This window comes from Halalkalibacter alkalisediminis (assembly GCF_028610705.1).
In the GTDB taxonomy this organism is placed as follows: Bacteria; Bacillota; Bacilli; order Bacillales; family Bacillaceae_D; genus Halalkalibacter; species Halalkalibacter alkalisediminis.
Genome location: NZ_JAQQWT010000001.1, coordinates 496,971 through 508,782, shown reverse-complemented (window position 1 = coordinate 508,782; position 11,812 = coordinate 496,971). Strand labels below are relative to the sequence as shown.

8 protein-coding genes and 2 pseudogenes are annotated in these 11,812 nt (G+C 37.2%); 2 read left to right on the top strand and 8 right to left on the bottom strand.

Translation table 11 applies throughout. The features are described from left to right. Positions 1-75: 75 nt before the first annotated feature. Positions 76-312: pseudogene (locus PQ474_RS02500) on the bottom strand (transposase); the annotation flags it as partial. 573 nt (positions 313-885) lie between these two features. After that, on the bottom strand, positions 886-2,358 hold the full coding sequence (locus tag PQ474_RS02495; protein WP_273840260.1) for a UDP-N-acetylmuramoyl-L-alanyl-D-glutamate--2,6-diaminopimelate ligase: 1,473 nt from the start codon (positions 2,356-2,358) through the stop codon (positions 886-888). Between the two features lie 218 nt (positions 2,359-2,576). On the opposite strand from PQ474_RS02495, the gene PQ474_RS02490 reads away from it, so the two are divergent. Beyond that, positions 2,577-2,711, top strand: coding sequence for a hypothetical protein (locus PQ474_RS02490; RefSeq protein WP_273840258.1), 135 nt, complete (start codon positions 2,577-2,579; stop codon positions 2,709-2,711). Between the two features lie 559 nt (positions 2,712-3,270). Here PQ474_RS02490 and PQ474_RS02485 read toward each other — a convergent pair. From PQ474_RS02485 to PQ474_RS02465, 5 genes and pseudogenes are all read right to left on the bottom strand, one after another. Beyond that, complete coding sequence (locus PQ474_RS02485) at positions 3,271-4,980, bottom strand: SulP family inorganic anion transporter (RefSeq protein WP_273840256.1); 1,710 nt, start codon at positions 4,978-4,980, stop codon at positions 3,271-3,273. Between the two features lie 50 nt (positions 4,981-5,030). Next, a pseudogene (locus tag PQ474_RS02480) lies at positions 5,031-5,989 on the bottom strand (formylglycine-generating enzyme family protein). 237 nt (positions 5,990-6,226) lie between these two features. Further along, entirely contained in the window at positions 6,227-6,889 is a 663-nt protein-coding gene (locus tag PQ474_RS02475; RefSeq protein WP_273840254.1) for a 3-oxoacid CoA-transferase subunit B, read from the bottom strand. Between the two features lie 28 nt (positions 6,890-6,917). Next, entirely contained in the window at positions 6,918-7,607 is a 690-nt protein-coding gene (locus tag PQ474_RS02470; RefSeq protein ID WP_273840253.1) for a CoA transferase subunit A, read from the bottom strand. Between the two features lie 15 nt (positions 7,608-7,622). Further along, entirely contained in the window at positions 7,623-8,813 is a 1,191-nt protein-coding gene (locus PQ474_RS02465; RefSeq protein ID WP_273840312.1) for an acetyl-CoA C-acetyltransferase, read from the bottom strand. A 156-nt stretch (positions 8,814-8,969) separates the two neighbouring features. On the opposite strand from PQ474_RS02465, the gene PQ474_RS02460 reads away from it, so the two are divergent. Next, positions 8,970-9,851 carry a LysR family transcriptional regulator gene (locus PQ474_RS02460; RefSeq protein WP_273840251.1) on the top strand — a complete coding sequence of 294 codons (882 nt, stop codon included), beginning with the start codon at positions 8,970-8,972 and terminating at the stop codon, positions 9,849-9,851. A gap of 192 nt (positions 9,852-10,043) precedes the next feature. On the opposite strand, the gene PQ474_RS02455 is transcribed toward PQ474_RS02460, so the two are convergent. Further along, on the bottom strand, positions 10,044-11,576 hold the full coding sequence (locus tag PQ474_RS02455; protein ID WP_273840250.1) for a malate:quinone oxidoreductase: 1,533 nt from the start codon (positions 11,574-11,576) through the stop codon (positions 10,044-10,046). Positions 11,577-11,812: the final 236 nt, after the last annotated feature.

Sequence of the window (11,812 nt, the reverse complement as noted above, 5' to 3'; positions counted from 1 at the left end):
GAATATTCTTTCTAATTTAACCTTCAACGAAACAATTCGATTGACAATAGAGATACTTATTTATGCAATGCTAATGATTTCTAATTGCTTATTTCGTTTTCTTAGTTCCGCTAATTCTTTTTGTTCGTCTGTTAAGTTGTCCTTTTCCTTGAAAGAACCGGAGGTCTGACTCTGACTCACCCATTTATCTAAAGATGAAGGAGTAAGGTCATATTCACGAATAATCTCTTTCCTTGGTTTACCGCTGTTATAAAGCTGCACAATCTGTTGTTTAAATTCTTCAGTAAATGTTCGGCGTTCTCTTTTAGTCATCGTAGATTCTCCTCGATTGTATTATCTGTAGTCTACTTGACCTTAATTTTTCTGTCTAGTTCAGTGTAGCCGATTCAATTAATCCAAGACATCACATGCAGTATTACTTTTCCTATTTTAACACCGTAATATATAGCAATTAATAACAACAAACAGATTAAGGTGATTAGAATAACATAGAAGCTTTTTAAATTACTAAAGACTCCTTTTTCAGAAACCTTATTATCTTTATTATTTGAAATCACTACAATGTTCCGATTGAAAGAATCCATGCCGGAGACAATATCATATTTGGAATCTATTTCTTTTTGATATGAATTTAGTATATCAGCAACTGTAATATCTAAGTCTATACCACCGTTAAAATAAAATACCGGTTCAGTGTTCTCGAAGATATAAAGGATTGCTCTTTCATTTATTAGCAATGTTTCTATTTCTTTTTCACTTTCAATATCGGAGTTTAAGCGGTTAATAATGTAATCATAAATTAACCGTTTTACTGATCTATAAAAAGCCATGCTTCGGTAGCGAAGCATAGCCTTTTATAGTCAACAGAAGAAAGAGACGCTATCTTTACAAACTCGTCTTAAATCCCTCAAATCCTGACTCTTCCAATATTTTTAAAATCGTTTCTTTATCGTTACGTGTTTTATAACGGTACTCTTCTGTATAATTTTCCGGACCTTTTCCTGTAATAATCATTCCATCGCCTTTTCTTAATAGAGATAAAACATGTGCTATTGCTTCCGTTCTATCGTCCAAAACAACAATCTTTTGATATGGCTTGCTTAGTTCTCTTAACTCAGCCAACATCTTTTCTTTTTCCGTTTCATTCAAATCATCCAATGTTAGGAATACATAGTCACTAAGGTTTTGACTAATTTCAACCATCGTTTCTCTTTTGGAACAATCTCTTTTTGCCCTAAAACCCAAAATATGATAGAGAGATTGTTCTGTGCATTCTTTTGCTGTTTGTAACGCATACTGAAGACCATCTGGTGTATGCGCATAATCAATGAACGCCCTTGCGCCATTTGGTATTTCCACTGTTTCGAATCTTCCGGGGACACCTTCAAATGTTTCCAACGCCTCGATGACTTCATTAGGAGAAAGCCCTATCTCTCTTGCGCATATATAGCTTCCTATCGCATTATAAACATTGTGTTCACCTTGAATTTTCATTTGGATGACTTGCTCTTTTCCATTGTCATCAAATACTAAATTCACGTTAGGAACAGTCTGATAAGCTTTTAAATAAATCGACTCTCCCCCGCTTGACTGTCCAAACGAAATAGAAGGAATCAATTCTTCCGCTAACTCTTCATACAATCTCTCTCCCCATGAGCCATAGGTTCCAACTAAACCTTTGCCTTCATTTTTTAGACACCGAAATAATTTTTTCTTCGTTCTATAATAATTTTCTAGGTCTTTGTGATAATCTAGATGTTCATGACTCAAATTTGTAAAAAGTGCATAGTCGAACATTGGACCATGTACCCGATATTGGTCTATACCGTGAGAAGAAACTTCCATAACTACATATTCATCTTCACTTTCATGAAGCATTTGTTGTAACAAAATGGCATCCGGCGTAGTTAAACTAGATTCTCTCTTATCCCCATTTATCACATATTCAACGGTTCCTAACCTAGCGACCGTTTTTCCATTATGTTGCAATATATGGTGTAACAAATAAGAGGTTGTTGTTTTTCCATTTGTCCCTGTAATGCCAATCATTTTATGCTTGTGGTGAGGCAAATCGTAGAAATGATTAGCCAATATCGACAGTGCCTTCCTTGAATCACACACTTGGATATATGGAACCGACAGTATTTCTTTAAGTTTCTTCTCGCCAATAATAGCAACAGCTCCATTTTCAATCGCAGAGTGAATGAATTCGTGACCATCTGATTCATGCCCAGAAACCGCTACAAATAAATCCCCATCCTTAATTTTTCTTGAATCGAGTTGAATTCCAGTAATGTCAATATCCTCGTTCCCTTGTATTTCTAAGGATTCTAATAAACCAATTAACGTTTTCTTCATAAATTTTTGCCCTCGGTAAATCGATGATTTAAAAGTATAAGCTTTATTAATGTGTACAAATACTCCTCTATTTAATCGAAAAACATCGTTTTATCTTGAGGTATCATGTCATTCAGTATGTGAATTTATTAACTTCCTACTGGATATTCAGCACCGTTTTCGGTAACAATGGAGATAACAAGGTGATGATTCCACTATTCAAAGGAGCTAATCGTTAGATGGCAGACAATAGGAAGGGAACCGTTAATATCATTACTAATGAAGCCATTCGCGGCAAGCCATATCTTGACATTGACCGTGTAATTACCGAAGAAGGTAAATCAAATAGTTTGAATAAGAAAAGTAATAAATAAAAGCTTTCTAACAAATTCATGGAAAAGCGGCTAAAAAAGTCTTCTTTCACGAATTTTCATTCTGGAATTTTTTAAGACCGCACTTACTTCTAGTATAGTCTCCTTCCTTCATTTCAAGTGAATAAAGTTTACTCTGTTTATAATTCCGTATAGGATATGGAGGCTCAAACATTGAATCTATATTCTGTATCAGCCTAGTACGTGTATGATCAAGGAATTCACTTTAAATTCGACAAAAATCCCTACACACTTCATGTAGGGATTCTCACAAACGAATGACCATCTATTAATAAAATAAGAAAAGACGTCTTAAACTCGGTATATCCATTTGTTTTAGCAGCAAGGCTAACATAATGAAATTCAGAGATGCTTTTCTAACGTTCTTCCTGTAACCCTTGAAATTCTTGAATAACTTGACCGAGTATTCGAACTCTCTCAACAATCTCCTTTTGAGTAGCATAACTAAAGAATAATTAATAGAACAAAAAAAATGTGAAAGCATTTCTACATTTTTTTGCATCAATTCAATATAATACTTTTGAAGATAAACAATATACTCTCAAATTTGAAAATCCATTACATCAATGATAAATTCATCACGCTTATTTATACTAATTCCTTTCACTTTTAATAACTGCTCTAATGATAAATGGTTCAGTTGTTCTTTGTATTTTTGATTCCAATTGACAGTATTAACGGTATCACGAATCGATCCTTTCATACTCGCAAACAAAGTAATAATCCCTTTCTCATGATAGAAATCAATCATTTCCTCCAATGTATCAACCGATATTGTATCAACATCATTGACTCCAGACATATCAATGATCAACCATCTTGCCCCCCTTTTCTTCTTTAAGACGTCTTTTACTTTTTCTTCCACAAAAGAGATATTGGCAAAATGGAGGTTAGAATCGATTCTTAAAATAACTGCCTCATCTGAAGTCTCTGCTTCTTTGTATCGTTTAATATTACGAAACGTTTTTTCTCTTTTTACATAACCCAATTCTACAATCGCTGGTTTCGAACTTCGATTTAACAATAACACTAACGTGAAGACAGCCCCAATAATAATCCCCCATTGGATACCTATAAATAGCGTGACGAGAAACGTTGTAACCCATACCCAGCCTTCGAACCTTTTCACTTGAAAGAGGTGCTTCATTTCCTTTACATCGATTAACTTATATACAGCTACTAAAATAATAGCTGCCAAGACGGCATTTGGTAAATAATAAAAGAATGAAGTAAAAAACAACAATGTAATAATAATCATTACACCTGTTATGATAGATGTCATTTGAGTCGCACCGCCTGATTGATGATTCACAGCGGTCCGTGAAAAACTGCCATTGACTGGAAAGGATTGAAAGCAAGCTCCAATCATATTAGATAACCCTAAAGCCTTTAATTCTTTATTTGGATTGAGTTTATATTTCTCTTTCTTCGCAATCGCTTTTCCGATCGCTAGGGACTCCATAAAACCCAGAAGGGCAATGGTGATTGCCATCGGAATGAGGAGCTGAGCCGTTTCAAGTGAAAACGAAGGGATCACCAATTGTGGAAAACCTTGGGGAACATTTCCAACAATTTGAACACCATTTTTATCTAAGCCAAATAAGGAGACATATAGAATCGATAAAGCAACAACCAATAAAGCACCCGGTACACGAGGAGCCATTTTTTTGGTGATGATAAGGACTATGATACTAGCTACTCCAATCATAACCGTTATTAGATTAATTCCCTTTATATTTTCTAAAACCCCAAGTAGGATATAGTGAACTTGTAAGTGATTTCCTAAATCAATACCTAATATATGTTTGATCTGACTAAGTCCAATAACAATCGCTGCAGCAGATGTATATCCATTCATCACCGAATGCGGAATGAATTTAACAATAAACCCTAATTTACTAACCCCTAACAAAAGCTGTATAGCCCCCACCATCACTGCAAGCATTAAAGCATATGAGATATACTCCCTTGAACCAGGCTCTGCCAAGATAGAAACCCCTGAAAAAACAAGTAAAGATGTGATGGCGACTGGACCAATGGACAAATGTTTGGAAGAAGAAAATAAAGCGTAAATAAACAAAGGAACCGTAGCTGCATATAACCCCATAACTGGCGGAAGCCCAGCTAACATTGCATATGCCATTCCTTGAGGAATAAGCATAACAAAAAGTGTGATCCCCGCTAGTAAGTCTCTCATCAACAGCTCTTGATTATAATGAGCCAACATATTGCGATTAGTATGGTTAAACAATAGACACCCCTCCTTTGCAACTTTTTTTCAGATAATTCCTTATACAATCATTATAGATCAACAGCACTTCTAAATCCCATATTTCCTGTTGAACTATCAGGAGTGTTTTTCGTTCGAGCAGCCACCCTGTAGCGATTACAATAGGATTGATGGCAAAGATAGGAACCTCCCCTCATCACTCTTTCACTTCCTTGTTTCGGTCCTTTAGGATTTTGTATCACATCCTCATTTGGATGTACCTGATGAACCAATCTGAACACCATTCCCATACATTTCCTGCTACATTGTACAAGCCAAATTCATTTGGTTCGAACGCGTCAACAGGGGCTGTTGACAGATAGCCGTCCTTGATTGTATTTTTCACTGGGAATTCTCCTTGCCAAATATTACATAAATGCTTTTTCTTATACGTTAATTTATCTCCCCATGGGTATCTCTTTTGAACAAGACCACCACGAGCTGCATATTCCCATTCAGCTTCTGTTAACAATCTTTTCCCTGACCATTTACAGTAAGCGATCGCATCATTCCATGATACATGAATAACGGGGTGATTCATTCGATCTTCAATGGAAGAATTTAGCCCTTCTGGATGTTCCCAACTAGCTCCTTTTACTGCTAACCACCATGGTGTTTGTTGGGGCGAACCGATGACTTCACGTTTCGTTTGATCGGATGCCAAAAGATGAAACACGTACGACCATCCGAATTGTTCTGCATCCGTCTTATAGCCAGTTTCGTCAATAAATTCTTTGAATTGTTCGTTTGTAACTGTAAAGCGATCAACAGCAAATGGTTTCACGTATACATTGCGAATGGGGCCTTCTCCATCAGATTCGAATCCATCCTTATCATCTGTTCCCATTAAGAATTCTCCACCGGGGAGTTCAATAAGGTTTTCATCATGCCTACGCTTCATAGATTTCTTAATCTCCATTGACTCTTTTTTTTCCACTATTACACTAGTATTTAGATTTCGTTTAACCGAACAACATGATTTCTCTTTCATACGATCACCTCTTCTAAGATAAAGAAAAAGAAAAAGAAATAATATTATGCGCTAAAACAGAATGAGGAATCCTCCTAACACTGCTTTAACGTACAAGATCATTCAATCCTTTTCATTATACTACAAGTTTTATACAAGTTTGATAGATAAGCAATACTTACTTTGTCATTCACGAATGGCAATTTATAGCTAGGAAACATGATTTTTCCCCCAGTGTTTAACAACTGGGGGAAATGTTCATCTAGTTTTTTTCAAAACTAATTTATCTGAAATGATTAATTGAGGTTCCGTTGAATGAATGATGTCCTCAATGGTATAGCCTTCAACAACCTCTACTAATTCTAGACCAGCTTCTGTCACATCTATCACTGCTCGATCTGTAATAATTCGATCAACTACCCTTTGACCCGTCAAAGGCAACGAACATTTTTTTAATATTTTCGGTTGGCCTGCTTTATTTACGTGTTCCATAATAACAACGATTTTTTTAGCACCGTGCACTAAATCCATCGCACCACCCATCCCTTTAATCATTTTTCCAGGGATCATCCAATTTGCCAAGTCGCCATTTTCGGCCACTTCCATTCCTCCTAAGATCGCTAAGTCAATATGACCTCCTCTGATCATAGCAAACGACTCTGCATTACTAAAAAAGCTAGCACCTGGTATCGCTGTGACCGTTTCTTTTCCGGCATTAATTAAATCTGGGTCCACTTGATCTTCTGATGGATAAGGACCTATTCCTAATAAACCATTTTCTGATTGTAAAACGACGTTTTTGTTTTCAGAAATGTAATTAGCAACCATTGTCGGCATTCCAATTCCAAGGTTAACATAAAATCCGTTCTTTATTTCTTTTTCTGCTCTTTTTGCAATTTGAACTCTAATATTTTTACTCATCGTTTCTCCTCCAATTTTTAACCGAATTTTACGCCTGCACCGTTAATCGCTCAATTCGTTTTTCTTGTTTTCCGACTATTAGACCTTGAACGTAGATACTTGGAGTATGGATTTCGCCCGGATTTAATTCACCCACTTCGACAATTTCTTCAACCTCAGCGATTGTGATTTTTCCGGCTGCCGCCATCATTGGGTTAAAGTTTTGTGCTGTTTTTCTGTAAACTAGATTACCGAGCTTATCTGCTTTCCACGCTCTAATTAAACTAAAATCAGCACTAAAGGCTTCTTCCAATAAGTATTCTTTTCCGTTAAACAGTCTCGTTTCTCTTCCCTCAGCGATCGGCGTTCCAACGCCAGCTGGGGTGTAAAAAGCAGGGATTCCTGCCCCGCCAGCTCGAATTTTTTCAGCTAGTGATCCTTGGGGAACGAGTTGAACTTCCAATTCACCACTTAGCACTTGTCTTTCAAATTCTTTATTTTCACCGACATAAGAGGAAATCATTTTTTTAATTTGTTTATTGTTTAAAAGGAGACCAAGACCCCAATCATCTACCCCGCAATTATTTGAAATAACGGTTAAGTCTTTTACCTTTTTTTCACAAAGGGCCTTAATGAGGTTTTCCGGAATTCCCACAAGTCCAAATCCCCCAACCATTAATGTCATGCCGTCTTTAATTTCTTTTATCGCCTCTTCAAAACTTGTATATAATTCTTTCATTTTCCTACCCTCTTCCTATTGATTTTTCTCAATAATAGTAGCGACGCCTTGCCCACCGCCGATACATAACGTCGCTAATCCATATGTACCATTACTCCGTTTTAATTCATGAATAAGTGTGACAAGAATTCTTGCTCCACTAGCCCCAATTGGGTGTCCTAAAGCAATTGCTCCGCCATTTACATTTAAAATGTCTTTAGAAAATTGCAGTTCCTTTCCTACCGCTAAGCTTTGAGCAGCAAAAGCCTCATTTGCTTCAATTACATGTAAGTGATCCATTGTAAGTCCGGCTTTCTCTAGAGCTTTCTTTGTTGCTGGTACTGGACCTAAGCCCATAACACTTGGGTCATTGGCAGCACTTGCATTGGCTCGAATCGTCACTAACGGTTCAATTCCTAATTCTTCCGCTTTACGACGGCTCATCACAAGTACCGCTGCGGCCCCATCATTTAATCCCGAAGCATTACCTGCTGTTACACTGCCATCCTTTTTAAACGCTGGTCTTAGATGACTTAATTTCTCTTTGGTTGTCCCTGCTTTTACATATTCATCTGTGTCAAATAGAACGGGTTCACCTTTACGTTGCGGAATTTCTACCGGAACAATTTCGTCCTTGAACTTACCTACTTCTATTGCTTTTGCCGCTTTTTCCTGACTCCAAGAGGCAAATTCATCCTGTTCCTCTCGTGTTAGTTCATGTTTGTCACAAATATTTTCAGCCGTAATGCCCATATGGGAATCATTAAAAGCACACCATAAGCCGTCATGAACCATACTATCTATAAACTTCTGATCTCCCATCCGAAAACCATCTCTAGCATTCATCGATAAGTAAGGTGCTTGACTCATGTTTTCCATTCCTCCAGCCACAACAACCTCCGCATCTCCTGCTAAAATCGCCTGAGTCGCCAAGTGAACCGCTTTTAAACCAGAACCACAAACTTTGTTAATCGTTAAAGCTGGAACACTTTGAGGCAATCCAGCATGAAGTGCCGCTTGTCTAGCCGGATTTTGGCCAAGCCCCGCTTGAAGAACGTTGCCCATAATCACTTCATCTATTTGACTTACAGTAATCCCTGCCCGTTTCGTTACAGCATCAATAACCTTTGCGCCTAATTGAACTGCGTTTATATGTTTCAAACTTCCTCCAAAACTTCCAATCGGCGTCCTGACAGCGCTTACAATAACAACGTCATTTTTATTCATATTCATATTCTATTTCCTCCTTTTTCTGAAAGCATTTTCTTTTTTCTGAATTTTTTATCTATTAATCTTTATTAAAGTTTACAACATCTTCTTATATGAGTAAAATGAATAAAAGTAATAATTTTTATTACCATACAGAATAAATGAGGGATTGTTTTGGAATTAAAGGATCTGCGGTATTTTATTGAAGTCGTTCATTATGGAAGTTTTACAAAAGCAGCAGCCAATATTTACATTTCCCAGCCAACTCTTAGTAAATCGTTAAAAAAATTAGAGTCTGAACTCAAAGTAGAATTATTTGAGCGATCTACACGCAAATTGAAATTAACAGATGCAGGTGAGATTGTTTACAAACAAGGAGTAAAAATATTAGGAGCTACGAATGAACTTAACTCATTATTGGATGATTTAATGAACCTGCCTACAGGAGAAATAAAAATTGGAATTCCACCATTAATAGGAACTCTCTTTTTTCCTACCATTGCTAAGAACTTCGGAAAGACGTATCCCGAAGTGACATTAGAATTAGTAGAATTAGGGGCAAAACGGATAGAACATCTAGTAGAAGGGGGGCAAGTTGATGTAGGTATTATCGTTTTACCGACAGATACTAGTAAATTTGATATTCTGCCCTTTATAAAAGAGGAATTTATGCTATATACGCATACTACTCACACATTAGCAAAAATGGAAACTGTTAACATCCAACAGTTAGAAGAAGAAAACTTTATCCTTTTTAATCGAGAATTTGCCTTACATGAACTCGTTATTGAACAGTGCCAAAAAGCAGGGTTTCAACCGAAGATCGCTTATGAAAGTTCACAATGGGATTTAATAGCAGAGCTTGTTAGATCCCAATTAGGCATTACAATGTTACCTAAATCGATTTATACGAAGATGGATCAAAAAACGATTCAAATGACCTCATTAGAAGCTCCTCCCCTATGGGAACTGGGAATTATTACGCGAAAGGACCGTTATCAATCTTTTGCGGTTCGGACATTGCTTTCGTTCCTATCAGAAGAGTTTAATGTGTAACGCTCTTCTAAATTACTTTTGTATGGTTCACCTTAACGGTTCTATCGACAAACGAATAGGAGTTACATTACACTTGCTAACTTCATCTAATAAGATAAATATTACAGAAATCCATACGTTTCCATAGATATCAACCAATAAAGAGACTTCAAAAAACTAAAAAAAGAAGCATAAATTTGCCAAAACGGCAATTTATACTTCCACTAACATACGAGTTTCTCTTTTCGGATTTGCTTGTTTTTTATCCACTAAGCCAAGCGTCTGTGCTGTTGAGGTATGAATTTCGTGCAGAAGCTCTGGATTCTCCATTAGTGACACGCCATAAGAAGGAATCATTTCTTTAATTTTTGGTTCCCACTCTTTCATATGTTCAGGGAAGCACTTTGATATTACTTCAAGCATGACATGAACGGCGGTAGAAGCACCCGGAGAAGCGCCAAGCAATGCTGCTATCGAACCATCAGCGGCACTAACCACTTCCGTACCAAATTGAAGCGTTCCTTTGCCGCCAGCTTCAGTATCTTTGATCACTTGCACACGTTGGCCCGCTACTACTATATCCCAATCCTCGCTTTTGGCGTTCGGGAAAAACTCACGTAACTCTTCCATTCGCTTTTCTTTTGATAACATAACTTGATTGATCAGGTATGTTGTCAATGGAACGTTTTTTACACCTGCTGACAACATAGTTAAGAGATTATCCGGTTTTACAGAAGTTAATAAATCAAACATTGAACCGTATTTTAAAAATTTTGGTGAGAAGCCAGCAAACGGTCCAAATAGCAACGATTTTTCATTGTCGATAAATCGTGTGTCAAGATGTGGAACAGACATTGGTGGAGCACCAACCTTAGCTTTGCCGTATACTTTTGCATGATGCTGCGCTACCACATCCGGATTATTACACACCATAAATATTCCGCTAACAGGGAATCCTCCAATATGTTTCCCTTCAGGAATACCAGATTTTTGCAGTAAATGTATACTTCCTCCTCCGCCCCCGATAAAGACGAATTTTGCAGTATGGCGTTCGACAGTACCGCTATCCAAATTTCGCACTTTCAATTCCCACAAGCCGTCGCTAGTACGTTTAATATCATTAACACTATGTTTGTAGTTTATATCTACATTTTCACTTTCTAAGTGGTCAAACAACATGCGCGTTAAAGCGCCAAAGTTGACATCAGTTCCAGAGTCGACTTTTGTTGCCGCAATAGGTTCATCAGGTGTGCGGTCTTTCATAATAAGCGGAATCCATTCCATCAGTTTTTCCGGATCATTGGAAAATTCCATCCCTTGGAATAGGGGATTTGTTGAGAGCGCTTCAAAACGTTTCTCTAAAAACGATACATTTTGTTCCCCTTGTACTAAACTCATATGAGGCAATGGCATGATAAAGTTCTGTGGATTACGTATGAGATTGCTGTTTACAAGATAAGACCAAAACTGCATTGAAACCTGAAACTGTTCATTAATTTTTATAGCTTTACTAATATCTACAGATCCATCTGGTTTTTCGTCGGTGTAGTTAAGCTCGCACAGTGCCGCATGCCCCGTTCCCGCATTATTCCATTCGTTAGAGCTTTCCTCTCCTGCGTTTGAGAGCTTCTCGAATACTGTAATCTTCCAGTCTGGTACCAGTTCTTTCAGAAGTATCCCCAAAGTCGCACTCATGGCTCCGGCACCAATTAAGATAACGTCTGTTTTATTTTGTCTGTTACTCATTTTTACCTTCCTTATACCCTAAGATTTGCAGAAAGGATGTAAACGCTCCCGCTTAGGCGCACAGCAAGCCAGGGCGCAACCTAATCACACATCTTTTCTAGATCAATTATAACCTAGTATTAGTGTATCACTATTTTTAAAAAATTAAAATATTTATCTACTAATATAAGATAGTAATAAGCTATTTAAAAGCTGGTAAATTTCAGTGGTGACATACTGTTACAGTAAAGCTGTTG

Excerpts from the sequence above, each read along its gene's own strand:
- PQ474_RS02475 (WP_273840254.1), bottom strand. The coding sequence starts at position 6,889 with ATGAGTAAAAATATTAGAGTTCAAATTGCAAAAAGAGCAGAAAAAGAA.
- PQ474_RS02455 (WP_273840250.1), bottom strand. The coding sequence starts at position 11,576 with ATGAGTAACAGACAAAATAAAACAGACGTTATCTTAATTGGTGCCGGA.
- PQ474_RS02490 (WP_273840258.1), top strand. The coding sequence starts at position 2,577 with ATGGCAGACAATAGGAAGGGAACCGTTAATATCATTACTAATGAAGCC.
- PQ474_RS02495 (WP_273840260.1), bottom strand. The coding sequence starts at position 2,358 with ATGAAGAAAACGTTAATTGGTTTATTAGAATCCTTAGAAATACAAGGG.
- PQ474_RS02470 (WP_273840253.1), bottom strand. The coding sequence starts at position 7,607 with ATGAAAGAATTATATACAAGTTTTGAAGAGGCGATAAAAGAAATTAAA.
- PQ474_RS02465 (WP_273840312.1), bottom strand. The coding sequence starts at position 8,813 with ATGAATAAAAATGACGTTGTTATTGTAAGCGCTGTCAGGACGCCGATT.